This is a genomic window from Streptomyces globosus (assembly GCF_003325375.1).
GTDB lineage: Bacteria > Actinomycetota > Actinomycetes > Streptomycetales > Streptomycetaceae > Streptomyces > Streptomyces globosus_A.
Genome location: NZ_CP030862.1, coordinates 792,706 through 816,192, shown reverse-complemented (window position 1 = coordinate 816,192; position 23,487 = coordinate 792,706). Strand labels below are relative to the sequence as shown.

Genomic DNA, 23,487 nt, shown 5'->3' with positions numbered 1-23,487 from the left:
AAGGTGGCGGCGGCTTTCCCGCGCGCGGTTCCGGCGAACCCGGCGCCGCCGGTCAGCCGATGACCGCGTACCCCGCCCCGTGCAGCGCCCGCGCGACGGCCGCGCAGTGCTCCGGGCCCTTCGTCTCCAGGTGCAGCTCCACCTCGACCTCCGCCAGCCCCAGCCGCGGGTCGGTGCGGACGTGGCTGACGTCGAGGACGTTCGCGTCCGTGTCCGACAGCACCGCCAGCAGCCCCGCCAGCGCGCCCGGCCGGTCGGCGACCCGCAGCCGCAGCGACAGGTAGCGGCCTGCCGCGGCCATGCCGTGCCGCAGGATCCGCTGGAGCAGCAGCGGGTCGACGTTCCCGCCGGACAGGACGGCCACGACCGGCCCGTCCGCGTACCGCTCCGGCTCGGCGAGCAGCGCCGCCACCGGGGCGCAGCCGGCCGGCTCGACGACCAGCTTGGCGCGCTCCAGGCACAGCAGCAGGGCGCTGGAGAGCTGGTCCTCGGTGACGGTGCGGACGTCGTCGAGGAGCTCCCCGATGATCTGGAAGGGGACGTCGCCGGGGCGGCCCACCTTGATGCCGTCGGCCATCGTGGTCGGGCTGTCGATCGCGACGGGGTGGCCCGCGCGCAGCGAGGGCGGGTAGGCGGCCGCGCCCGCCGCCTGCACCCCGACCACCCTCACGTCGGGGCGCAGCGCCTTGACCGCGACGGCGATGCCCGCGGCGAGTCCGCCGCCGCCGATGCCGACGAGGATCGTGCGGACCTCCGGGCACTGCTCCAGGACCTCCAGGCCCAGCGTGCCCTGGCCGGCGATGACGTCCCGGTGGTCGAAGGGGTGGATGAAGACGGCACCAGTGCGCTCGGCGTGGTCCTGGGCCGCGGCGAGGGTCTCGTCGACGACCTGGCCGTGCAGGCGTACGTCGGCCCCGTACTCCTGGGTGGCCGCGACCTTCGGCAGCGGCGCCCCGACCGGCATGTACACGGTCGCGTGGACGCCGAGGAGGGCGGAGGCCAGGGCGACGCCCTGCGCGTGGTTGCCGGCGCTCGCCGCGACGACGCCGGCGGCCCGCTGCTCGGGGCGCAGGCCGGCGATGCGGACGTAGGCGCCGCGGAGCTTGAAGGAGCCGGTCCGCTGGAGGTTCTCGCACTTGAGGTGGACGGGGGAGCCGGTGAGCGCGGAGAGGTGCCGGCTGCCTTCCATCGGCGTGACCCGGGAGACGCCCGAGAGCATCTTCTGCGCCCCCCGTACGTCGTCGAGGATGACCTGCGGGACGGGCTGGGGCACGCGGTAGTTCATGGGGCCAGTCTCGCAGCCCGCGCGGATCGGGGCGTACGCCCCGGATCGCCGCCCGGGGAGCGCACGGGGAGCGCCCGGGGCGGACCCGGCACAGTACGTACAAGGGGCGAAATCCGGCCATGCGGGACGGGTACGCGGGGTTCGTCCCTACCGGCTTCGTCCCGGTCGTATCAGTTCTTCCACGGGGCGTACGAGCCGCCGCGGGGCCGCGTACGCTGTCCCCCATCCTTGTCGGCCCCACGTGAAGAGAGCACGGCCATGCCTTCCAACCCGGCCAATTCCGACCTGCCCGCGGTGGCCGAGACGCCCGCAGACGCCGGTCTCCTGGACGCGCTCCAGCACCAGGTGGCCGTCTTCGCGCGCCGCGCCGAGCAGACCCGCCTCGGCGGGGTCGGGCAGGCCCGCAACTCGATGGACCGCGCCGCGTACCTGCTGCTGAACCGGCTCGACTTGGAAGGCCCGATGGGCGTCAAGGCGCTCGCGTGCGGCATGGGCATCGACTCCTCGACGGTGACCCGGCAGGTCGCCCCGCTCGTGGACAGCGGTCTCGTCAAGCGGACCTCGCACCCCGAGGACGGGCGGGCCGTGGTCCTCGCCCTGTCCCCGCGCGGCCTGGCCCGGCTGGAGGAGGTCCGGCACTCGCGCCGCGAGCTGATGGCGCGCGTCACCGACGGCTGGAGCGAGGAGGAGCGCGAGTCCTTCACCGCGCTGCTCACCCGCTTCAACGGCTCCCTGTCGGAGCTGATGGGCAGCGTCTCCGAGGCCGGCCCCGCCTCCTGAGCCCACCGGCTGCCCGGGCGGCCCTGGCCCTCCCGGCGGCGTCCGACCCCTTGACCGGGGCGTGGGCGCTGCCCGCACCATGTCTCCTGTGGACCACCGATCGGGGCGCCGGGCCGAGTTCGAGGCGTTCGTCGCGGGGGCGGCGGGGCGGCTCCTGCACGTCGCCGTGCTGCTGACCGCCGAGTCGGGCGCAGGTGCCGGGCCGGGTGCCGGGTCCGGTGCCGGCTCCGGCTGTCCGGGGGCCCGGCGGCTCCTCGCGGGCGCGCTGGCCCGGACGTACGCCGACTGGCGCCGGGTCCGCGGCGACGACCCGTACGACCACACCCGCCGCGAACTGTGCGCCGCCTACGCCCGCACCGCGCGCCGCTACCGCGGCGGCCCCGGCGTCCTCGCGCGGCTCGCGCCGCAGGAGCGGCTCGCGCTGGTGCTGTGCGTCCACGAGGGCGTGCCCGAGGAGGTCGCGGCCGCGCAGCTGGGGCTGCCGGCCGACCGGATACGAGCGCTGACCGCCCGCGCCGTCGCCGCGATACGGACGGGGCGGGAGGCCGCGTGAGATCCCCGGACCGCAGGGAAGAGCAGGTCAGGCGGCTGCTGGCCGGGCCGCACCCGCCGGTCCCGACCGGCCTCGCGGCCGCCGCCGCGGCCCGCGGGGACCGGCTGGTCCGGCGCCGCCGGGCGCTGCGCCGGATCGGCTGGGTGCTGCTGTTCGCCGCCGCGGCCGCGTTCGCCGTATGGGCGTCCCTGGCCCGGCCCTGGGAGATCCCGCCGAGCGAGGTCTCCCCGCCGCTGCAGGGCTGGTAGGCGCCGCGCCCGTCCCCGCTCGGCTCGCCGGGACGGGCGCCGCCCGGTGCGTACGGGGGCCCGGCCGGTGCCAGGCCCCCGTACGCCGGGTGTCCGGGTGCCCGGGTGTCAGCCCAGGGCCTGCGTCAGGTCCGCGAGGAGGTCGTCGGCGTTCTCGATGCCGACGGACAGGCGCACCAGGTCGCCCGGCACCTCCAGCAGCGAGCCCGCCACCGAGGCGTGCGTCATGCGGCCCGGGTGCTCGATCAGGGACTCGACGCCGCCGAGGGACTCGCCGAGCGTGAACAGCTTCGCCCGGTTGCAGACCTCGACCGCCGCCTCCTCGCCGCCGGTCACCCGGAAGGAGACCATGCCGCCGAAGTTGCGCATCTGCTTGGCCGCGATCTCGTGGCCCGGGTGGTCGGCCAGGCCCGGGTAGAGCACCGTGTGCACCTTCGGGTGCCGGGTGAGCAGCTCGGCGACCTTCGCGGCGTTCTCGGCGTGCCGGTCCATGCGCACGGCCAGCGTCTTGATGCCGCGCAGCACGATCCAGGAGTCGAACGGGCCGGCCACCGCGCCCATCGCGTTCTGGTGGTAGGCGAGTTCCTCGCCGAGGGCCGCGTCGGCCGTCACGAGGGCGCCGCCGACCACGTCGGAGTGGCCGCCCATGTACTTCGTCAGCGAGTGCACGACCACGTCCGCGCCCAGCGCCAGCGGCTGCTGGAGGTACGGCGAGGCGAACGTGTTGTCGACGACGAGCTTCGCGCCGGCCGTGCGCGCGATGTCCGCGACCACCGCGATGTCGGTGATGCCGAGCAGCGGGTTGGAGGGGGTCTCCACCCAGATCGCCTTCGTCTTCGGGGTGATCGCGGCCCGCACCGAGTCCGGGTCCGAGGTGTCGGCCACCGACCACTCGACACCCCAGCGGGAGACGACCTTCGCGAACAGGCGGAACGTGCCGCCGTAGGCGTCGTTCGGGATGACCACGTGGTCGCCGGGCGCGAGCAGCGTGCGCAGCAGGCAGTCCTCGGCCGCGAGCCCGGACGCGAAGGCCAGGCCGCGTACGCCGCCCTCCAGCGCCGCGAGGTTCTCCTCCAGCGCGGTCCGGGTCGGGTTGGCGCTGCGGCTGTACTCGTAGCCGCCGCGCAGGCCGCCCACGCCGTCCTGCTTGTACGTGGAAACCTGGTAGATCGGGGGCACGACCGCGCCGGTCAGCGGGTCGGCGGTGTTCCCCGCGTGGATCGCGCGGGTCTCGAAGCTCTGGTGCTCGTGGCTGTCGTGGCTCATGGGCAGAGCCTAAGGCCCCCGGGCCGGTACGCCACTTCGGCTGCGCTGCCCGCCGCCGGATCCGCAACGCGCCGTCCGCACGCGTCCGCCACCGGCCTCGGCCCGGCCCTCTGCCCGGTCCCGTCCCGGGCCGCTCATTGGCCTCGGCACGGGTCGGTCTGGTTCGCTTGAGGGCATGGAGATTCTGTGGTTCCTGATCGCGATGGGCCTGCTCGTGGCCGTCCTCAGCCCGTACATACGGCGCAGGAGGGCCGGGCTGCGCCTCGTCGAGCCCGGCAGCCCGGACGCGGCGGACCCCGCGAACTACGGCTTTGCCCGGCAGGAAGACCTCGACGTGCGCGTCCCCGGCCCCGACGAGGACCTGATGGACGCCCTCGCCGCGGTCCAGGGCACCGGGCAGTGGCAGGCCGCGTCGCAGCTGCTGGCCGGCACCCCGAAGGAGGGCGAGCTGCGCTGGCAGCGCGTCCAGGCCTTCGGCGGGGCCGCCGCCCTGGAACTGGCGGCGCAGCCCGGTACGGGCGCCCAGTGGCTCAAGTCGTGGCGGCTGCAGGCCGAGAAGGACGCGGGCGGCGCCCAGGTCCACGCCGAACTGCTGGTGCAGCAGGCCTGGCGGCACTCCGGCGGCGTCGGCTCGGACGACCACCGGATCATCCTGGAGGAGGCCCGCGAGGCCTGCCGCAAGGCGGCGCTGCTCTCCCCCGGCGACCCCGTCCCCTACCTCACGGAGCTGGCGGTCGCCCGCGGCCTCGGCTACCCGGAGGCCGAGTTCGACCGGCTGTGGGCGCAGATCATCGACCGCGCCCCGCACCACATGGGCGCGCACCTGGCCGCCCTGCAGTACTGGTGCGAGAAGTGGCACGGCTCGCGCGAGAAGGCCGACGCGTTCGCGCACGCGGCCGCCGCCCGCGCCCCGAAGGGCTCCCTGCTCACGGCGCTGCCGCTGTTCGCGGTGTACGAGCACACGCCCGAGGTGGTGCTGACCAACTACTGGGAGAGCGCCGTCGTCACGCGCGCCGTGGAGGGCGCCATGTACGCCGTGCACCACGCCCGCCCGGACGACCCGGTGCTCCCGCTGGTCCGGCACATGCTGCTGTCCTTCCTCGTACCGATGGAGCGGTGGGCGGAGGCCATGGAGCAGGTGCGGCACATCGACGGCTACGTCGGCGCCCTGCCGTGGTCGGCCTCGCAGGACCCGGCGGCGCAGTACGCGGTGTACCGCGCGCTGGCGGTCGCCGGGTACGAGGCGAACGGGGGGTCGCCGGCGACGCTGCCGCACTGACCGGGCGCCGGCCGCGCCGAGGGGGCGGGCCGGCGGGGGCGGCCGGGGGTGGACGTTCCGGGTGAAAGCGTGCAGTGCGTGGTCGGCAGGTTGCCGTGGGCGAGGGGCAGGCCGCATGATCCCCTGCAAGGCCGACCGGCCGGCCCGGTGCCGGCCCGCCACTGACCATGGCGCGGCCGGAGCCCGACCAGCACGCCCCACCGGCAGACCGGGTGCGCGGCCGACCACCGCGCGCGGCCGGCGGGGCGTCCGTACCGCACGTTCCCGGGGGGATCTGTCCTACATGGGCGCTTCGCCGCGCGCTCCGCGCGCCTTCGTCCTGCCCGCAGGCTTCCGTCTGCGCCGCAACGCCGTGCCGCTGCGCGGGTCGGGGGCGCGTTCGTGAGCGGGCGCACCGCGCGGGGGCTGCTGCCCGCCGTTCTCGGTGTGTTCGGTGTGCGGCCGGTCCGGCAGGCCGCCTCCCGCTCCGGCGGCGGGCCCGCCTGGGCGCAGGAACAGGAGCGCGCCGCGCAGGCCGGTGCGGTCGGTGCGCTCGGGTTCGTGCCCGAGGGCGAGCTCGACACCGTGCACGACCAGCCCGTCACCGCCGACGAGGCCGCCTGCCTGGGCGCCGTCGCGTGCGGGGACTGGGGGGCCGCCGCCGACTGGGTTGCGGCCGCGGGGCGGGACTGGGAGGAGCGGCGGCGCCGGGTCGGCGTCCTCGCCGGGTCCGCCGCGCACGACGGCGCCTGGCTTGCCGCGTGGAAGGCCGCCCGGCCGGGCGACGCGGCGGCGGCCCTCGTCGGCGCGGACGCCGCAGTGCGGGCCGCGTGGGACGTGCGCGGGGCCCGCGGTGCGGCGCGTACGCAGGAGCAGTTCCGGCTCTTCCGCGAGCTGCTGCTGGCTGCGCAGCGCGCCGCGCACGCCGCGCAGGAGGCCGCCGATCCCGCCGACCCGGTTCCGTACGTCGTCGAACAGGGCGTCGGTACCGGCCTGGGGTACCCGCACGAGCGGTACGAGGAGCTGTGGGGGCGGATCACCGCGCGGGCGCCCCGGCTGCTGTGCGCCCACACCGCCGCCGTCGAGTACTGGACGGCCCGGTGTCGCGGCTCGCACGAGCTGGCGCTCGGCTTCGCCCGCCGGGCGGCCGAGGGGGCGCGGCCCGGGGAGCTGCTCGGCCTGCTGCCGCTGATCGCGTACTTCGAGGACGAGTCCGGGGAGCAGGGCCTCCAGGACCACTACAGGCGGCCGGAGGTCGTCGAGGCGGTCGACGCGGCGCTCGCCGACCTGGCTGCGGCCGCGCCCGGCGACCGGCGCACGGCGGCGATGCGGCACATGCTCGCGTGGATGCTGTTCTGGCAGGACCGGGACGCGGAGGCGGTCGAGCAGTTCCGCGCCGTCGACGGGTACGTCGGGGCACTGCCGTGGACGCGGCACGCCCGGCCGGAGCGGCGGTACGCGCACGCCCGCGACTGGGCGGTCCGCGTCGCGGCCCGGCGGGCATAGCGGGCGGGAATCCTGCGCGGCCCCGGTCCGTTGAACAGTCATCCAAGGAGGCGATCCATGTTCTCGTACCGGCGCACGCCCGAGCTGCCCACCGCCGAGGAGGCCCTCGCCGGCCGCCCCGAGCCCCTCTTCGCCCTGCCGCCCGTGCACACGGTCCTCGGCAACCCCCTCGCGGGCCCCTACCCCGCGCACCTGGAGACGGCGGACTTCGGGCTGGGCTGCTTCTGGGGCGCGGAGCGGAAGTTCTGGCAGGTCCCCGGCGTGTGGACCACGCTCGTCGGCTACCAGGGCGGCTACACGCAGAACCCGACGTACGAGGAGGTGTGCTCGGGCCGGACCGGCCACACGGAGGTCGTCAGGGTGGTCTTCGACCCGGCTGCCGTCTCGTACGGGACCCTGCTGAAGGTGTTCTGGGAGGCCCACGACCCGACGCAGGGCTTCCGCCAGGGCAACGACGTGGGCACCCAGTATCGCTCGGCGGTCTACACGCACTCCCCCGCCCAGCAGTCCGCGGCCGAGGCCTCGCGCGACGCCTACCAGCAGGTACTGGCCTCCTCCGGGTACGGCCCGATCACGACGGCGGTCCTCCCGGCTGCCGACCGGCCCTTCTGGCCTGCGGAGGCCTACCACCAGCAGTATTTGGACAGGAACCCGGCCGGGTACTGCGGGATCGGCGGGACCGGGGTGTCCTGCCCGATCGGCATCGCGCCGGCCGCCGGCGGGTGAGGGTGCGGAGGTCCCGCCCGGTGCGGTGAGCCGGGCGGGGGCCGGTCAGATCGTGGACGCGTCGATGACGAAGCGGTAGCGGACGTCGCTCGCGAGGACGCGCTCGAAGGCCTCGTTGACGCGGTCCGCGGCGATCACCTCGATCTCCGCGCCCAGGCCGTGCTCGGCGCAGAAGTCCAGCATCTCCTGCGTCTCGGCGATGCCGCCGATCATCGACCCGGCGAGGGTGCGGCGGCCCGTGATCACCGAGAAGAGGTTCAGGCTGACCGGCTCCTCCGGGGCGCCGACGTTGACGAGGGCGCCGTCGACCTTCAGCAGCGCCAGGTAGCGGTCGAGGTCCACCGGGACTGCCAGCGTCGAGACGATGAGGTCGAAGGTGCCGGCGAGCTCCGTGAAGGTCGCGGGGTCGCTCGTCGCCCGGTAGTGCGTGGCTCCCAGGCGCAGGCCGTCCTCCTGCTTGCGCAGGCTCTGCGACAGGACGGTGACCTCCGCGCCCAGCGCGTTCGCGATCTTCACGCCCATGTGGCCGAGGCCGCCGAGCCCGACGACGGCGACCTTCTTGCCCGGGCCCGCGCCCCAGTGCCGCAGCGGCGAGTACAGGGTGATGCCCGCGCACAGCAGCGGTGCCGCCTGGTCCAGGGGCAGGGCGTCGGGGATGCGGACCGCGTAGTTCTCGTCCACGACGAGGTGGGTGGAGTAGCCGCCGTACGTGGGCTCCCCGCTGCGGTCGAGGGCGTTGTAGGTGCCGGTCATGCCCTCGACGCAGTACTGCTCCTGCCCGCGCAGGCAGTACTCGCAGGTCCGGCAGGAGTCGACGAAGCAGCCGACGCCGACCCGGTCTCCGACCGCGTACCGCGTGACGCCCGGCCCGACCTCGGCGACGACGCCGGCGATCTCGTGGCCGGGGACCATCGGGAAGATCCCCTCCCCCCAGCCGTCACGGGCCTGGTGGATGTCGGAGTGGCAGATACCCGCGTACTTGATCTCGATGAGGACGTCGTGCTCGCCGACGGGGCGGCGCGGGACGGTGGTGCGCTCCAGCGGCGCCTTCGCGGAGGGGGCGGCGTAGGCGGCAACCTGGGTGACGGACATGGGTGTGCTCCTCGGACAGGCAGATCATGCGGTGGTCACACCCTGTCGGATCCGCGGGCCGCGACCCAGACCCCTGGCGTTCCTACGTCTGCCGTTCCTATCCCTGGCGGGGTCAGGCTCGCGCCTCCGGCGGGGGCGGCCGTCCGGCGATACTGGGCCGATGGACCAGCTTGATCCGCGTTCCGAGCTCGGCGAGTTCCTCCGCAGCCGGCGCGCCCGGCTGCGCCCGGCGGACGTCGGCCTGCCGGACCACACCCGCTACCGCCGCGTGCCCGGCCTGCGCCGCGAGGAACTGGCCCACCTCGCCGGGGTGTCGGTGGCGTACTACACGCGCCTGGAGCAGGGCCACGGGCAGAACGTGTCCGCCGAGGTGCTCGACGCGATCGCGCGGGCGCTGCGCCTGGACGGCACCGAGACCGCCCACCTGCGCCAGCTCGCCCGGCCGCGGCCCCGCCGCCGCCGGCAGGCGCACCGGCCGCAGCGGGTGCGCCCCGAGCTGCGGACGCTGCTCGACGCGATGGACGGGGTCCCGGCGTACCTGGTCGGGCACCGGCAGGACGTCATCGGCTGGAACCGGCTCGCGGCGGCCGTGTTCGGCGACTTCGGCGCGCTGCCGGCGCAGGAGCGCAACCTGGTGCGGATGGTGTTCCTGGACCCGGCCACGGCCGAGCTGTACGCGGACTGGGAGTGCCGGGCCTGCGAGGTCGTCAGCAACCTGCGCATGTACGCGGGACGGAACCCCGACGACGAGCAGCTGACCGCGCTGGTCGGCGAGCTGTCGGTGAAGAACGAGGAGTTCCGCCGGCTGTGGGCGGCGCACACGGTGGCGGACAAGACGCACGGCGTGAAGCGGCTGCGGCATCCGCTGGTCGGGGCGCTGGAGCTGTCGTTCGAGACGCTGGCCCTGCCCGACGACTGCGACCAGCGGCTGGTCGTCTACCACGCCGCGCCCGGGTCGGCGTCGCAGGACGCGCTGCGGCTGCTGGCGTCCTGGTCGGCCCCGTCGGCTCCGTCGGCCGCGCCCGGCTCTGCGGAGTCTTCCGCGTCCGCCGCCCCGCCGGCCGCCACAGCTTGAGTTGCCAGACCGCCGTACCGCGTTCGCGCCGGTAGCCGAGGGTGGCGGGCCTGCGCCTCGGCGAGCATGCGGAGCGTCACGGCCCGGCCGAGGCCCTTCCCGCGGTGGCGGGGGACGACGACCGTGTCGTACTGGGGGCGCGCGGCCCGTCCGGGTCGGGCAGGACGAGTCCGGTGTACGCGGCCGCCTCGCCCTCCGGGGTGACGGCGGCGACGATAAACATCGTGCCCCCGCGGTCGAGGGCGAGCTGCCGGGCGGCGTGCAGGCGCTGTGGCGTCCAGGAGGCGGTCTGCACGTTCGGGTCCCCGGTGGGGGCGTCCTCCCTGGCGCCGTGCGCGGCCGCGGCCGCCTCGGCCCAGGCGTCGGAGACGGGCAGGTCGAGGGCGGGTATCGCGTGAGGGGCCGTCATGCGCCGGGCCCCCGCGGGGGTGGGTCGGCGGGCGCGCGCGGATTGCGCGGGCGCCCGGAACGCCGGACGGCGGGGAGCCGCCGGGGGCTCCCCGCCGTCGGCGGTGGTGCGGATGGTGCGGGTGCGGCGGCCCCGGTGTCGGGACCGCCCCGTACGGGCCGTCAGACGGCCGAGCCCGCCTTCCAGTCGGCCCAGCCGAGGTTCCAGCCGTTGAGGCCGTTGTCGGGCTTGATGGTCTTGTCCGGGGAGTTGACCACTGTGACGACGTCGCCGATGAGCGAGTTGTCGTAGAACCAGGCGGCCGGCTGGTTCGGGTCGCCCGCGCCCTTGACGTCGTTCAGGCCGACGCAGCCGTGGCTGGTGTTGACGCTGCCGAAGATCGAGTCGGCGCCCCAGTAGTTCCCGTGGAGGAACGTGCCGGAGGTGGACAGCCGCATGGCGTGCGGGACGTCCTTGATGTCGTACTCGCCCTTGCCGTCTGCGTCGGTGAAGCCGACGGTGGCGCCGTTCATCCGGGTCTCCTTGAACTTCTCGGAGATCACCATCTGGCCGTTGTACGTCGGCGTCGCCGGGGAGCCCGCGGAGATCGGGATGGTCTTGATGACCGCGCCGTCCCGGGTCACCGTCATCTTCTTCGTCTTCACGTCGACGGTGGAGACCTGGCTCCGGCCGACCTTGAAGGTGACCGTGCGGTTCTGCACACCCTGGACGCCGGGAGCGCCCTGCACGCCGTCAAGCGCCATCTTCATGGTGACGGTGGAGCCCGCCTGCCAGTACTTCTCCGGGCGGAAGTCCAGGCGCTGGGCGCTGAACCAGTGGCCGACGACCTCCTGGCCCGAGCTGGAGGTGACGTTGATCGCGGACTGGACCGCCTTCTTGTCCTTGATCGGCTTGTTGAAGGTGATCGAGACCGGCATGCCGACGCCGACGGTCTGGCCGTCCTCCGGCACGAAGGAGCCGATGAAGCTGTTCTCCGGCGAGACGGTGCTGAAGGAGGCGTTCTCGTGCGCCTCCTTGCCGCTCTCGTCCTTCGCGGTCGCCGAGAGCGCGTACTTCGTGGAGCGCTTCAGCGGCGCCTCCGGCTTCCAGCTCTTGCCGTCGGCGGCGATCTTGCCGGCCACCGCGGCGCCCTCGGAGGTCTTCAGCTCGACCGCCGTCAGCGTGCCGTCGGCGACGGAGACGGCGGTCGAGTCCAGGCTCGCGTTGTCCGTGCCGTCCTTCGGCGTGATCGTGATCTTCGCCTTCGACGCGTCCTTGGCGGCCGCCGCGTCGACCTCGGACTGGGACTTGTTCGCGTCCCCGCCGCCCGCCTTCTCGTCGCCGCCGGTGCACGCCGTGAGCATCAGTACGCCGCCGAGCAGGGCGGATATGGCCCCCATGGACCTTCTCCGCAGCTTGCTGTCCGTCCTCACACGCCACTCCATCGTTGCCTGTACCCCCCGGGGCCGTCCCAGGGCAGGGGGACATGCCCCCTGCCACTGACCAGTCAACGCGTTGACGGCCGGGATCGGTTCCACATTCCGTTTGAATGTGGGCAACCCCACGATCAGGCGCTGCCGGGCTCTCTGTCGAAGTCCCCATCTTCCTCGCCCAGGTCCCACTCCAGGGACTCGGGGTCGTATTCGACGGGTTCGCTGCTCCAGGAGGCCTGGACGAGCTCCACGCCGGGGATCTCCGCGACGAGGTCCGTGGGGTCGACGAGGTAGGCCAGGGCCTCCGACTCGTCCTCCCGTACGGCCGACTCGGCGTGGCCGCGCTCCTCGTCCGGCATGAACTCGTCGGCGTCGATGTGCTCGAGTGCGGCGCCGGTCAGGGCGCCGGCGTCGGGCACCTCCAGCACCAAATCGACCCGAAGCCGTACGTATCGTGATGTGTCAGAAGGGTTCATACGACGGAGCGTAAGCCCGGGGAAGCCCCGGCTTTCCCGCGACCCGCCCCTTTCCGTAGCATCACCGCACACGGCCAATTCGCTGCTTCCGCAAGGGGGATCGCCCCGTGTCCGCACGCCGTCCGCTGCTCACCGCCCTCGGGGCGACCACCCTGCTCGCCGCCCTGTGCTTCGTGCCCTCCGCGGGCGCCGCCGCGCCCGCGGGGTCCACGCCGGCCCCCGCCCCCGCCACGGCGCCCCGGACGGCGGACGCGGGCGGTCCGGGCACCGTGACCACGGCCGCCGCGGCCTCCGGTACGGCCGCGGGCCGCCCGGCCGCGCAGGCCGGCCTGACGCTCGCGGACACGGGCGGCGTCGACACCACCCCCTACCTGCTGGCGGGCACGGCCTGCCTGATCGTGGGCGCGGGGTCGGTCACCTTCTCGGTACGCCGCTCGCGCAGCGCGTAGGCCCGGGGACGGGCCGCCCGTACGGGCGTACACACGGCGCGGGGGCCGCGCCCGGGAGTGTCCTCCCCGGGCGCGGCCCCCGTCGTGTGCGCGGTGCGCGCGGCTGCCGTCAGGCGAGCGGGCCGGTCACGGCCTCGACCGCGGCGACCAGGGCGCCGGAGCGGACGAACGCGTCGGCGGCGGCCAGGTCGGGCGCGAGGAAGCGGTCCGGGCCGGGGCCGCCGATGCCGGCCGCGCGGGCGGCCTCGATGGCGGCGAGGCTGGCGGGGGCCGCGGTGAGCCCGTGGCGCAGCTCGATGGCGCGGGTGGCCGCGTACAGCTCGATGGCGATGACGCGGGACAGGTTGTCGACGGCGGTGCGGAGCTTGCGCGCGGCCGACCAGCCCATCGAGACGTGGTCCTCCTGCATGGCGGAGGACGGGATGGAGTCGGCGGAGGCGGGGACGGCGAGCCGCTTCATCTCGCTGACCAGGGCGGCCTGCGTGTACTGGGCGATCATCAGCCCGGAGTCGACGCCGGCGTCCTCCGCGAGGAAGGGCGGCAGGCCGTGCGAGCGGTTCTTGTCCAGGAGCCGGTCGGTGCGCCGCTCGGCGATGGAGCCGAGGTCGGCGGCGGCGATGGCGAGGAAGTCCAGGACGTAGGCGACGGGCGCGCCGTGGAAGTTGCCGTTGGACTCGACGCGGCCGTCGGGCAGGACGACCGGGTTGTCGACGGCGGAGGCCAGTTCGCGGGAGGCGACCAGGGCGGCGTGCGCGAGGGTGTCGCGGCCGGCGCCGGCGACCTGCGGGGCGCAGCGCACCGAGTAGGCGTCCTGGACGCGGGGCGCCGACTCCTCCTGGTAGTGGCCGGTGAGGCCGGAGCCCTTGAGGACGGCCGCCATGTTGGAGGCGGAGGCGCCCTGGCCGGGGTGGGGGCGGATGGCGTGCAGCTCGGGCGCGAGGACCTTCTCGGTGCCGAGCAGGGCCTCCAGCGTCAGGGCGGCGGTGATGTCGGCGGAGGTGTACAGCCGGTGCAGGTCGGCGAGGGCCATGAGGAGCATGCCGAGCATGCCGTCGGTGCCGTTGAGGAGGGCGAGGCCCTCCTTCTCGCGGAGGACGACCGGCTCGATGCCGGCCTCGGCGAGGAGTTCGCCGGCGGGGCGGACGGTGCCGTCGGGGCCCTCGGCGTCGCCTTCGCCCATCAGGGTGAGCGCGCAGTGCGAGAGCGGGGCGAGGTCGCCGGAGCAGCCCAGCGAGCCGTACTCGTGGACGACGGGCGTGATGCCGGCGTTGAGGACGTCGGCCATGGTCTGCGCGACCGACGGGCGGACGCCGGTGTGGCCCGAGGCGACGGTCTTCAGCCGCAGGAACATCAGGGCGCGGACGACCTCGCGCTCGACGCGCGGGCCGAGGCCCGCGGCGTGCGAGCGGACGATGTTGCGCTGGAGCTGGGCGCGCAGCTCGGGGCTGATGTGCCGGGAGGCCAGGGCGCCGAAGCCGGTGGAGACGCCGTAGACGGGCTCGGGCTTGGCGGCGAGGGCGTCGACGATCCCGCGGGCGCGGGCGAGCGCGTCGAGGGCCTCTTCGGAGAGCTGGACCCGCGCGTTGCCGCGGGCGACGGCGATGACGTCCTCGGGGGTGGTCCCGGAGGTCCCCACCACGACAGTGTGCATATCCATATTCAGCACCCTACGGACTGAATCGCTTCATGTCACTAGCGACTTTCACGAGGACCTCTTACGCCGCCCCGGGCCCCGCGGCCCGCCGCACCCCGGCATCAGGCCCGCCCCCGGAACCGCCGCCGCTCGCCCCGCTCCCCGCGGGCTGCGGCGTCGGCCAGGCGGACCACGGCGGTGTCGCGGCCGGCGACGACGGGGCCGCCGGAGCGGGCGGCCTTTGCCTTGTACTGGGCGGCGTCGGCGAGCCGGAAGAGGCGGCGGGAGGACTGCACCGGACCGATCGGGTCGCCGGTGGAGGCGACCCCGCAGGCGACGCCCTCGCCGAGCTCCAGGCCGCCCGCGCGCCGGCACAGCTCCTCGCTGACGCGCACCACGTCGTCGGCCGGCGGGCCGACGCTGACCAGGCAGAACTCGTCGCCCCCGAGCCGGGCGGCCAGCGCGCCGGGCAGCATGGCCCCGCACAGGCTGAGCACGGAGCCGAACCGTTCCAGCAGGCGGTCGCCGGTGGCGTGGCCGAGGGTGTCGTTGACCCGCTTGAGCCCGTTGAGGTCGCAGACGACGAGGCTGACGACGGCCCCGTCGCGCCGGTGCGCCTCCAGCGCCTCGTCGAGCCGCATGTCGACGGCCCGCCGGTTGGCGAGCCCGGTGAGCGGGTCGGTGAAGGCCAGCCGCCGGGCCTCCTCCAGCCGGTCGGCCTGCGCCAGCCCGGCGGCGACGACGGCGGCCAGGACGCCCGCGAACTCGGCGTCGTCCTCGTCGAAGTCCGGCAGCCCGTCGCCCCGGGCCACGTACAGCTCGCCCCAGGCCCGTCCGCTGAGCACGATCGGCGCGACCACGCAGGTGCCGCGCCCGCGCCGGCGCAGGGCCTCGCCGCGGCGCCCGGGGCGGCCGCCGCCGGCGTGCTCGACCCAGGCGTGCGGGCCGCCGCCGCCGGCCCACAGCTCGTGCAGGAACTCGGCGATCTCGGGGAAGTCGTGCACCGGGTACGACTCGTCCTCGGGGAACTCGGCCTCGCCGGGCCGGCGCTCCCCCTCGTTGACGAGCACCCGCAGCCGGCCGCGCTCCCGCTCCCAGGCGGAGATCGCGGCGAACGAGCCGTCCAGCGCGAGGCGCGCGGCGCGCGCCGCGGCGCGCACACTGTCCCGCGGTGCGGCCGCGGCGGCCATGGCCTGCGCCAGGCCCACGACGGCTCGCAGCCGCCCGTCGAGTCCCATCACCCCAGGTTAGGGACTTTTGTCCGCATTCGTGACGGTGCGGGCCGGGAACCCGCCCGCGCCGCGCCGCCCGCGCCGCCCGCCCCGCACCCCCGCCCGCGGGCCGCCGTCAGACGCCGGGCCAGTTCGGGCGCCGCTTCTCGTTGAACGCCGCCACGCCCTCGGCCCGGTCGCCGGAGAAGGCCACCGTCCGCCAGGCCGCGTCCTCGATCTCCAGGCCGGCCGCCAGGTCCATGCCGTGGCCCAGCCGCAGCGCCCGCTTGGCGGCCCGCAGCCCCACCGGCGAGTTCGCCGCCATCCGGCCCGCCAGCTCCAGGGCCTCCTCCCGCGCCCGGCCCGCCGGGACGAGGGAGTCCACCAGGCCCAGCGAGAGCGCCTCGGCGGCCTCCACCCGCCGCGCCGTGAAGATCAGCTCCGCGGCCCGGGCCGCGCCGACGCGCCGGGGCAGCAGCTGCGTGCCGCCGCCGCCCGGGATCACGCCGACGGACACCTCGGGCAGGCCGACCACGGCCGTCTCGTCCGCCACGATCACGTCGCAGGCCAGGGCCAGCTCGAAGCCGCCGCCGAGCGCGAAGCCGTGCACCGCGGCGATCGTCGGCATGGGCAGCTCCAGCACGCCCCCGTACGCGCCGCGCGTGGTCGGCCGCTGCCGCACCAGCTCGGCGTCGGAGAGGGAGTTGCGCTCCTTGAGGTCGGCTCCCACGCAGAAGGCCCGCTCGGCGGCCGAGGTGAGGACGACGACGCGGGCGGAGGGGTCGGCCGACAGCTCGGCGCAGGCGGCGCCGATCGCGCGCGCCATGGCGGTCGAGACCGCGTTCATCGCCTTCGGGCGGTCCAGGACCAGCTCCACGACCCCGTCGCCGCCGTGCCGACGTACCGATACGAACTCCGACTCCACCGACACAGGGACCCTCCCGGTTAACGAACGTTACCCGGGGATCTTAGGCTTCCGCCGCGTCAGCGACCAGGGCTCCACGACGCCCAGGCCGCGCACCGGCCGCTGCCACATCGGCTGGAGCGCGAAGCGGTACGAGCCGCCGCCCAGCTCGGCCTCGGCCTCCTTCTCCGAGACGGGTGCGGCGCCCGTGCGGCCCAGCTCCTCGGCCATCGCGCCGTCCACCAGGACGGCGTCCTTCGGCGCTATGGAGGTGAGCCGGCTGGCGAGGTTCACCGTCGTCCCGAAGACGTCGCCCATGCGCGTGGTGACCGTGCCGAAGGCGATGCCGACGCGCAGCTCGGGCATCAGCCGGTCGGCCTCCATGGTCTCGATCAGCCGCAGCGCGATCTCGGCGGCCGTCGCCGCGTCGTCGGCGACGTACAGCACCTCGTCGCCGAGGGTCTTGATGAGCCGGCCGCCGTGCGCGGCGACCAGGTCCGCGGAGGTCGTCTCGAAGGACTCGACGAGCTCGCCGAGCTGCTCCTCCTCCAGGCGGCGGGTGAGCCGGGTGAAGCCGACCAGGTCGGCGAAGCCGACGGCCAGCCGCCGGTCGACCATCTCCTCGTCGTCGGCGGCCTGGACGACCCGGCCGGTGGCGGCCGCGAGCTGGCGCCGCCACACGTAGACGAGGAACTCCTCCAGCTCGGGCAGGAGCAGCTCGACCAGGGGGTAGGTGACCTCGGTCCGGGTCATGCCCGGTTCGGGGGGCTCGGTGAGCCCCTCCAGGAAGGAGTCGATCTGCCATTCGGCCAGCCGGGCGGTGGTCTGCCCGGTCGAGCGGGCCACCTGGACGGCCATCGGCTCGCTCAGCAGCCCGGCCTCGACGAGGCCGGCGAGCCGGCGCAGCGCCAGGACGTCCGCCTCGGTCAGGGCGCGGGCCTGCCCGATGTCGGCGAAGCCCATCGCCCGCCAGAAGCGGGAGGCGAGCTCCATCGACACGCCGGCGCTGCGGGCGGCCTGGAACGGCGTGTACCGGCGCTCCGCGCCGAGGATCAGCTGCTCCAGCCGGATGGCGAGCGGGTCCGCCGTGGGCTGGGCGGTGTGGTCGACCTCGTGGTGGGGAGTGTGCCGGTCGCGTCCGATCGGCATCCCCGGGCCGGGGGCGCCGTCGCCCGGGGAGGACGCGCCGGACGAAGGGTCGTCGACGGTCAAGGGCCGCCTCCTGTCCATTTCCGTGCGCACTGCCCTGCCGAACCGGTGATCGCCGGGAGACCCGCCGAACGCCTAAACCATACGGCAGGTGTGCCGTAGCTCACTCCCCACTCCCGTCACCTTCGGCGGCCGCGGGGCCGCGGGCTCACCCCGCGGGCCTCAGGTGCACCACGTCCCCGGCCCCCACGGCCTCGCGGGAGCCGTCCGTGGCGCGCAGGACGAGCCGTCCTTCCGCGTCGACCGCCTCGGCCGTTCCGGTGAGCGTGCGCCCGCCGGGCAGCTCGGCCCGCACCTCGCGGCCGAGGGTGGCGCAGCGGGCGGCGTACGCCTCCAGCAGGCCGGAGGCGGCCGGGTCGCCCGCGGCGGCGCGCCAGTCGGCGTACGACTGCTCCAGGGAGCGCAGTACGGCCTTCAGCAGCGGCTCGCGGTCGGTGACGGCGGCCTTGGCCAGCAGCAGCGAGCCGGCCTCGGGTACGGGCAGCTCCTCGCGGGTCAGGCTGACGTTGAGGCCGATGCCGATGACGACGCCGTCCGCGGTCCGCTCGGCGAGGATCCCGGCGGCCTTGCGCTCCTGGCCGTCGACGGCGACCAGCAGGTCGTTGGGCCATTTGAGGGAGGCGTCCACGCCGGCGGTCCGCTCCAGTGCGGCCGCGGCGGCCACGCCGGCCAGGAGCGTCAGCCAGCCCCAGCGCTCCTGCGGGACGGCCGGGCCGGGCTTGAGGAGGACGGAGAAGAACAGCCCGGAGCGGGCGGGCGCCACCCAGCTGCGGTCCAGGCGGCCCCGGCCGGCGGTCTGCTCCTCGGCGACGAGGACGGCGCCCTCGGGCAGGCCGCCGGCGCGGGCCGCAAGGTCGGTGTTGGTGGAGCCGGTGCTGGGGACGACCTCCACGGAGGTCCACAGGCCTCCGCCGGCGGTCAGGGCGCGCCGGAGTGCGGCGGTGTTCAGCGGCGGCCGGTCGAGGCTCGACCAGCGGTCGGAAGGGGCCCCGGAGGAAGCCCCGCCTGGGGCATCGGATGGCGTCATGCAACCCAGATTAGGTGTGTCAAACGCCGCACTGCCGAGCGCCATGCCCGCCGATACGCTACGCACCAGTAGCCAGCAGTAGTCATTCAATTGACCAGGCAGTTGACACCACACAGGGAGCCGCGACCCCGATGTCACAACCCTCCGAGCCGATCGACATCCACACCACCGCGGGCAAGATCGCGGACCTGCAGCGCCGTATCGACGAGGCCACCCACGCCGGCTCCGCCCGGGCCGTGGAGAAGCAGCACGCCAAGGGCAAACTGACGGCCCGCGAGCGGATCGCCCTGCTGCTGGACGAGGGCTCCTTCGTGGAGCTGGACGAGTTCGCCCGGCACCGGTCGACCAACTTCGGCCTGGAGAAGACCCGCCCGTACGGCGACGGCGTCGTCACGGGCTACGGCACGGTCGACGGCCGCCCCGTGGCCGTGTTCTCGCAGGACTTCACGGTCTTCGGCGGCGCCCTGGGCGAGGTCTACGGCCAGAAGATCATCAAGGTGATGGACTTCGCCCTGAAGACGGGCTGCCCCGTCGTCGGCATCAACGACTCCGGCGGCGCCCGCATCCAGGAGGGCGTCAGCGCGCTCGGCATGTACGGCGAGATCTTCCGCCGCAACGTGCACGCGTCGGGCGTCATCCCGCAGATCAGCCTGGTCGTCGGGCCGTGCGCAGGCGGCGCCGTGTACTCGCCGGCCATCACCGACTTCACCGTGATGGTCGACCAGACCTCGCACATGTTCATCACCGGCCCGGACGTCATCAAGACGGTCACCGGCGAGGACGTCGGCTTCGAGGAGCTCGGCGGCGCCCGCACCCACAACGCCACCTCGGGTGTGGCCCACCACATGGCGGGCGACGAGAAGGACGCCGTCGAGTACGTCAAGTCGCTGCTGTCCTACCTGCCGTCGAACAACCTCTCGGAGCCGCCGGCCTTCCCGGAGGAGGCCGACACCGCGGTCTCGGAGACGGACCTCGAACTGGACGTGCTGATCCCGGACAGCGCGAACCAGCCGTACGACATGCACACCGTCATCGAGCACGTCGTCGACGAGGGCGAGTTCCTGGAGACGCAGTCGCTGTTCGCGCCGAACATCCTGACCGGCTTCGGCCGCGTCGAGGGGCACCCCGTCGGCATCGTCGCCAACCAGCCGATGCAGTTCGCGGGCTGCCTCGACATCGACGCCTCCGAGAAGGCCGCCCGGTTCGTGCGGACCTGCGACGCCTTCAACATCCCGGTGCTGACGTTCGTGGACGTGCCGGGCTTCCTGCCGGGCACCGACCAGGAGTACAACGGCATCATCCGGCGCGGCGCGAAGCTGATCTACGCGTACGCCGAGGCCACCGTCCCCCTGATCACGGTCATCACCCGCAAGGCCTTCGGCGGCGCCTACGACGTCATGGGCTCCAAGCACCTCGGCGCGGACCTGAACATCGCCTGGCCCACCGCCCAGATCGCGGTCATGGGCGCCCAGGGCGCCGTCAACATCCTGCACCGCCGCACCCTCGCCGAGGCCGAGGCCGCCGGGGAGGACGTCGAGGCGGTCCGGGCCCGGCTGATCGGCGAGTACGAGGACACCCTCCTCAACCCGTACACCGCCGCCGAGCGCGGCTACATCGACGCGGTGGCGATGCCGTCGGAGACCCGGGCGCACATCGTGAAGGGGCTGCGCCAGCTCCGCACCAAGCGGGAGTCGCTGCCGCCGAAGAAGCACGGCAACATCCCCCTCTAGCCTCCAGGAGGTAACGCTGTGGTGATCAAGGTCGTCAAGGGGAACCCGACCCCGGAGGAGCTGGCCGCCGCACTGGCGGTGGTCCGGGCGCGCGCGGCGGCGCTGGCGTCGGCGCCGTCGGAGGCGCCCCGGGCAGCCGACGCCTGGTCGGCGCCGGACCGGGTGGCGCGGCGCACCCTGCCGCACCCCGGTCCGGGCGCCTGGGCCCGCACCTACTGGCCCGGTCGGGGCTGAGAAGACGGCGTGAAGCGGAGGCGGCGCCTGAGTACCCGTACTCAGGCGCCGCACCGCTCCGCGGGGCCACGATCGGTGCATGCTGTGGTCTGACCCGGAGAACGAGCCGCCCGAGGACATGCGCGACGCGCAGGCGATGGTCCGCCGGATGACCGTCGTGGTCGTCCTGGCCATGGCGGTCGTCGTGTACGTGCTGGGCGTGGGCCACTAGGGCCTGTGCCGGGCCCGGCGGGCCGCGCCTACGATGGCGGGCATGACTGCTGCCCGGACCCTCGTCCTCGCCTCCGCCTCGCCCGCCCGGCTGAACCTGCTGCGGCAGGCCGGGCTTGCCCCGCACGTCATCGTCAGCAACTTCGACGAGGACAGCCTGCGCGCGGACTCCCCGGCGGAGCTGGCGCTCGCCCTGGCCGAGGCCAAGGCGGGCGTCGTGGCCGCCATGGACGAGGCGGCGGGCTCGCTGGTGATCGGCTGCGACTCGGTGCTGGAGCTGGACGGCGAGGCGCTGGGCAAGCCGGAGGACGCCGAGGACGCCACCGCCCGCTGGAAGGCCATGCGCGGCCGGTCCGGCGTCCTGCGCACGGGCCACTGCATCGTCGACACGGCGACGGGGCGCGCGGTCTCGGCCACCGCGTCGACGACGGTCCGCTTCGGCGAGCCGACGGACGCGGAGGTGGCGGCGTACGTGGCGAGCGGCGAGCCGCTGCACGTCGCAGGGGCGTTCACCCTGGACGGGCTGTCGGCGCCGTTCATCGAGGGCATCGACGGCGACCCCGGCAACGTCATCGGGCTGTCGCTGCCGCTGCTGCGCTCCCTGCTCGGCGAACTGGGCGTGTCGATCACCGACTTGTGGGCGTGACCGTTGCTGAGGCCGTAGTCAGGTCTCAGCATTCCGGGCATTCCGGCCCGGAAGGTCCGTCACATCACCAAAGCGTGAGAGCTTCGGCTTGAGTACGGTCTCTCGTTTCCTGCTGCCGCTGGTGCGGCAGGGTTGCGCCACCTGCCCGCCCACCCGTGGCGTTGCGGCTGCGGGTGGTGGCGCGGGTCCTACGGTCGGCTCCACGAGGCTTCGACGCCGCCGGGGCGGTGTCCTGGTCTCCGGCCACTCCGGTACCAGTGGTGCAGGCCGCCGCGAGAGCGGCGAGGTTGAGTGCGGCGTTGTCGTCCCGGTCGATGACCAGGTTGCAGGCGTCGCATTCGTAGGTCCGGACGTGCAGCGGCAGTTTGGCTTTCACCGCGCCGCACCCGGAACAGGTCTTCGAGGAGGGGTACCAGCGGTCGGCTGCCACGAGGCGGGTGGCGTGGCGCTGGCGGGTCTTGTAGGCGAGCTGACGGCGGATCTCACCGAATCCGGCGTCGGCGATGCGCCGGGCCAAGCGCCGGTTGCGGAGCATCCCCGCGACATTGAGTTCCTCGACCACGATCGTGCCGTACTCGGCCGCCACGGCCGTGGTGAGCTTGTGCAGTGCGTCCTCGCGGAGGTTCGCCACCCGGTGATGCACCCGGTTGCGGATGTCGTTGGCTTTCCCCCACCGCTTCGACGGCTTGCGTCCCGTCCTGCGGTCGGGGCCCTGCCGGCGGGACACGGTCCGGGAGGCGCGGCGCAGCTGCTTGCGCGCGGCGTCGTAGTGCCCGGGATTCGCGACGGTGCGGTTCTCGCCCGTGCTGTCGGCCATGACCGCGAGGGTCTTCACCCCGAGGTCGATCCCGACCGCCACGCCTGGGCGCGTCACGCGCCGAATGTGCTGCTTCACCTCGGCCTGGAAGGAGACGAGCCAGCGTCCCCGTTCGTGTCGCACGGTCGCGGACAAGACGCGGGCGGTCCCGGCCTGGATGCGGGCGTGGAGGTCGGCGGTGGGTTCGTGGGTGCGGATCGTGCCCAGCCTCGGCAGTGTCACATGCCGGCCGTCGCCGTCCACGCGGATGGTGCCGGTGGTGAACCGGCAGGCCAGACGCGCCTTCCGCTTCGACTTGAACCGGGGCGCACCCATGCGCTTGCCGCGCCGCTTGCCCTGCTTGGACTTCGCGTAGTTGTCGAACGCGGCGGCGGCGTTCGCGAGACCGGTGGAGTACGCCTCCTTGGAGTTCTCCTCCCACCACCCGGCGAACCGGGGGTCGGTGTGCTTGGCCTCGTTGAACGCCTTCCGCAGCGACGGAAGCGACCACGGCCGCCAGCCGGTCAGCGCATCCGCGGGGACGCCGTAGGACTCCTCCGCCTTGCGCTGCCACCAGGAAGCGGTCACCCAGCCGACGGCCCAGTTGTAGGCGGCGCGCTCGGCGCCGCAGTGCGAGCGGAGTGCTGCTTCCTGGAAGGCGTTCGGGTCCAGGGCCAACCGGAACGCCTGCACCTGGAACCCCGGCTGCGCCTGGAATTTCTTCACTCGTCGGCCTCGGCGGTCGCCACGGCCACCGCGCGGGCGGCCCGGTTCTTCGCCGCCCGCCGCCCGTACAGGCGGGCGCACATCGAGGTGAGCACCTCGGTGATGTCCCGTACGAGGTCGTCGGCGGTCTCGGCGGTCTCGGTGGGGTCGAGGACGACCAGGCGCCGCCCCGACGCCGACAGGACCGCTTCGAGGTGCTCGACACCGAAGTGGGCCAGCCGGTCGCGGTGCTCGACCACGATCACCGCGACCTGCGGGTCGGACAGCACCCGGTGCAGCTCCCGGCGCCCGCCGTTCACCCCGCAACCGACCTCGGTCACGACCTCGGCGACGGCCAGACCCAGCCCGTTCGCACCCGCCACGACCCGGGCCACCTGCCGGTCAAGATCCGCTTTCTGGTCGACCGACGACACGCGGCAGTACGCCACCACCCGCCCCGCCTCCACGACTGCGGCCGGAGCAGGCTCATCGACCAGCCACGTCCCCGACGGCGCCTGGCGGACCGGCACGGGCATCTTCCCGTCCCTCACCCACCGCCAAGCGGTCTGGTAGCTCACGCCCTGCTGACGGGCCCACTCCGAAAGCTTCACAAGACCAACGTACGCAAGACAGCCGACTAGAGGTGA

The 23,487-nt window shown here is 74.3% G+C and carries 25 protein-coding genes; 12 read left to right on the top strand and 13 right to left on the bottom strand.

Going from position 1 to position 23,487, the window contains the following annotated elements; genetic code table 11:
* Nucleotides 1–52 precede the first annotated feature (52 nt).
* On the bottom strand, nucleotides 53–1,285 hold the full coding sequence (gene ilvA / locus C0216_RS03935) for a threonine ammonia-lyase (protein WP_114053900.1): 1,233 nt from the start codon (nucleotides 1,283–1,285) through the stop codon (nucleotides 53–55).
* Nucleotides 1,286–1,543: 258 nt separating this feature from the next.
* Here ilvA and C0216_RS03930 point away from each other — a divergent pair, with 258 nt between their 5' ends.
* The 3 genes from C0216_RS03930 to C0216_RS03920 all read left to right on the top strand — a co-directional run bounded on the left by C0216_RS03930 (nucleotide 1,544) and on the right by C0216_RS03920 (nucleotide 2,866).
* A complete protein-coding gene (locus C0216_RS03930; RefSeq protein WP_114053899.1) occupies nucleotides 1,544–2,065 on the top strand; it encodes a MarR family winged helix-turn-helix transcriptional regulator in 522 nt (173 codons plus the stop codon).
* A 79-nt stretch (nucleotides 2,066–2,144) separates the two neighbouring features.
* The gene (locus C0216_RS03925; protein WP_114058437.1) at nucleotides 2,145–2,618 is read left to right on the top strand and encodes a sigma factor-like helix-turn-helix DNA-binding protein; all 474 of its coding nucleotides are present in this window, start codon (nucleotides 2,145–2,147) and stop codon (nucleotides 2,616–2,618) included.
* A complete protein-coding gene (locus C0216_RS03920) occupies nucleotides 2,615–2,866 on the top strand; it encodes a hypothetical protein (RefSeq protein ID WP_114053898.1) in 252 nt (83 codons plus the stop codon). Before C0216_RS03925 ends, C0216_RS03920 begins: the two co-directional genes overlap by 4 nt.
* A gap of 108 nt (nucleotides 2,867–2,974) precedes the next feature.
* Here the strand turns inward: C0216_RS03920 and C0216_RS03915 are convergent, their stop codons facing one another.
* Nucleotides 2,975–4,132, bottom strand: coding sequence for a cystathionine gamma-synthase (locus C0216_RS03915; protein ID WP_114053897.1), 1,158 nt, complete (start codon nucleotides 4,130–4,132; stop codon nucleotides 2,975–2,977).
* 175 nt (nucleotides 4,133–4,307) lie between these two features.
* Between C0216_RS03915 and C0216_RS03910 the strand changes: the two genes are divergently transcribed.
* The 3 genes from C0216_RS03910 to msrA all read left to right on the top strand — a co-directional run bounded on the left by C0216_RS03910 (nucleotide 4,308) and on the right by msrA (nucleotide 7,622).
* Nucleotides 4,308–5,411, top strand: a complete 1,104-nt coding sequence (locus C0216_RS03910) for a hypothetical protein (RefSeq protein ID WP_114053896.1) — start codon at nucleotides 4,308–4,310, stop codon at nucleotides 5,409–5,411.
* A gap of 381 nt (nucleotides 5,412–5,792) precedes the next feature.
* Nucleotides 5,793–6,896 (top strand): hypothetical protein, encoded by a 1,104-nt coding sequence (locus tag C0216_RS03905; RefSeq protein WP_114053895.1) that lies wholly within the window; start codon nucleotides 5,793–5,795, stop codon nucleotides 6,894–6,896.
* Between the two features lie 57 nt (nucleotides 6,897–6,953).
* Nucleotides 6,954–7,622, top strand: a complete 669-nt coding sequence (gene msrA / locus C0216_RS03900) for a peptide-methionine (S)-S-oxide reductase MsrA (RefSeq protein ID WP_114053894.1) — start codon at nucleotides 6,954–6,956, stop codon at nucleotides 7,620–7,622.
* 45 nt (nucleotides 7,623–7,667) lie between these two features.
* Here the strand turns inward: msrA and C0216_RS03895 are convergent, their stop codons facing one another.
* A complete protein-coding gene (locus C0216_RS03895) occupies nucleotides 7,668–8,714 on the bottom strand; it encodes an NAD(P)-dependent alcohol dehydrogenase (protein WP_114053893.1) in 1,047 nt (348 codons plus the stop codon).
* 160 nt (nucleotides 8,715–8,874) lie between these two features.
* On the opposite strand from C0216_RS03895, the gene C0216_RS03890 reads away from it, so the two are divergent.
* On the top strand, nucleotides 8,875–9,789 hold the full coding sequence (locus C0216_RS03890; RefSeq protein ID WP_114053892.1) for a helix-turn-helix domain-containing protein: 915 nt from the start codon (nucleotides 8,875–8,877) through the stop codon (nucleotides 9,787–9,789).
* A 76-nt stretch (nucleotides 9,790–9,865) separates the two neighbouring features.
* Here C0216_RS03890 and C0216_RS03885 read toward each other — a convergent pair whose 3' ends face one another.
* The 3 genes from C0216_RS03885 to C0216_RS03875 form a co-directional block, all read right to left on the bottom strand.
* Nucleotides 9,866–10,198, bottom strand: a complete 333-nt coding sequence (locus C0216_RS03885) for a hypothetical protein (protein WP_114053891.1) — start codon at nucleotides 10,196–10,198, stop codon at nucleotides 9,866–9,868.
* A 161-nt stretch (nucleotides 10,199–10,359) separates the two neighbouring features.
* Entirely contained in the window at nucleotides 10,360–11,622 is a 1,263-nt protein-coding gene (locus tag C0216_RS03880) for a L,D-transpeptidase (protein WP_114053890.1), read from the bottom strand.
* Nucleotides 11,623–11,744: 122 nt separating this feature from the next.
* Nucleotides 11,745–12,086: a hypothetical protein gene (locus C0216_RS03875; protein ID WP_223855960.1), complete on the bottom strand. Its 342-nt coding sequence runs from the start codon at nucleotides 12,084–12,086 to the stop codon at nucleotides 11,745–11,747.
* A gap of 107 nt (nucleotides 12,087–12,193) precedes the next feature.
* On the opposite strand from C0216_RS03875, the gene C0216_RS03870 reads away from it, so the two are divergent.
* A complete protein-coding gene (locus C0216_RS03870; RefSeq protein WP_114053888.1) occupies nucleotides 12,194–12,535 on the top strand; it encodes a hypothetical protein in 342 nt (113 codons plus the stop codon).
* 109 nt (nucleotides 12,536–12,644) lie between these two features.
* Here the strand turns inward: C0216_RS03870 and hutH are convergent, their stop codons facing one another.
* The 5 genes from hutH to C0216_RS03845 form a co-directional block, all read right to left on the bottom strand.
* Nucleotides 12,645–14,186, bottom strand: a complete 1,542-nt coding sequence (gene hutH / locus C0216_RS03865; RefSeq protein ID WP_114053887.1) for a histidine ammonia-lyase — start codon at nucleotides 14,184–14,186, stop codon at nucleotides 12,645–12,647.
* 104 nt (nucleotides 14,187–14,290) lie between these two features.
* Nucleotides 14,291–15,406 carry a GGDEF domain-containing protein gene (locus C0216_RS03860; protein WP_114053886.1) on the bottom strand — a complete coding sequence of 372 codons (1,116 nt, stop codon included), beginning with the start codon at nucleotides 15,404–15,406 and terminating at the stop codon, nucleotides 14,291–14,293.
* Nucleotides 15,407–15,515: 109 nt separating this feature from the next.
* Entirely contained in the window at nucleotides 15,516–16,310 is a 795-nt protein-coding gene (locus tag C0216_RS03855; protein ID WP_114053885.1) for an enoyl-CoA hydratase/isomerase family protein, read from the bottom strand.
* Nucleotides 16,311–16,334: 24 nt separating this feature from the next.
* Nucleotides 16,335–17,495, bottom strand: coding sequence for an adenylate/guanylate cyclase domain-containing protein (locus C0216_RS03850; RefSeq protein WP_114053884.1), 1,161 nt, complete (start codon nucleotides 17,493–17,495; stop codon nucleotides 16,335–16,337).
* A 145-nt stretch (nucleotides 17,496–17,640) separates the two neighbouring features.
* The gene (locus C0216_RS03845) at nucleotides 17,641–18,519 is read right to left on the bottom strand and encodes a biotin--[acetyl-CoA-carboxylase] ligase (protein WP_114053883.1); all 879 of its coding nucleotides are present in this window, start codon (nucleotides 18,517–18,519) and stop codon (nucleotides 17,641–17,643) included.
* A 131-nt stretch (nucleotides 18,520–18,650) separates the two neighbouring features.
* Between C0216_RS03845 and C0216_RS03840 the strand changes: the two genes are divergently transcribed.
* The 4 genes from C0216_RS03840 (at nucleotide 18,651) to C0216_RS03830 (ending at nucleotide 21,339) form a co-directional block, all read left to right on the top strand.
* Nucleotides 18,651–20,249, top strand: coding sequence for an acyl-CoA carboxylase subunit beta (locus tag C0216_RS03840; protein WP_114053882.1), 1,599 nt, complete (start codon nucleotides 18,651–18,653; stop codon nucleotides 20,247–20,249).
* Nucleotides 20,250–20,267: 18 nt separating this feature from the next.
* Complete coding sequence (locus C0216_RS03835) at nucleotides 20,268–20,483, top strand: acyl-CoA carboxylase epsilon subunit (RefSeq protein ID WP_114053881.1); 216 nt, start codon at nucleotides 20,268–20,270, stop codon at nucleotides 20,481–20,483.
* A gap of 79 nt (nucleotides 20,484–20,562) precedes the next feature.
* Nucleotides 20,563–20,694 carry a morphogenic membrane protein MmpB gene (gene mmpB, locus C0216_RS34915; protein WP_260615810.1) on the top strand — a complete coding sequence of 44 codons (132 nt, stop codon included), beginning with the start codon at nucleotides 20,563–20,565 and terminating at the stop codon, nucleotides 20,692–20,694.
* Between the two features lie 33 nt (nucleotides 20,695–20,727).
* Nucleotides 20,728–21,339, top strand: a complete 612-nt coding sequence (locus C0216_RS03830; protein ID WP_114053880.1) for a nucleoside triphosphate pyrophosphatase — start codon at nucleotides 20,728–20,730, stop codon at nucleotides 21,337–21,339.
* 64 nt (nucleotides 21,340–21,403) lie between these two features.
* Here C0216_RS03830 and tnpB read toward each other — a convergent pair whose 3' ends face one another.
* Nucleotides 21,404–22,861, bottom strand: coding sequence for an IS607 family element RNA-guided endonuclease TnpB (tnpB, locus tag C0216_RS03825; protein WP_114053879.1), 1,458 nt, complete (start codon nucleotides 22,859–22,861; stop codon nucleotides 21,404–21,406).
* Nucleotides 22,858–23,451, bottom strand: coding sequence for an IS607 family transposase (locus tag C0216_RS03820; RefSeq protein ID WP_114053878.1), 594 nt, complete (start codon nucleotides 23,449–23,451; stop codon nucleotides 22,858–22,860). The genes tnpB and C0216_RS03820 overlap by 4 nt, the downstream gene beginning before the upstream one ends.
* Nucleotides 23,452–23,487: the final 36 nt, after the last annotated feature.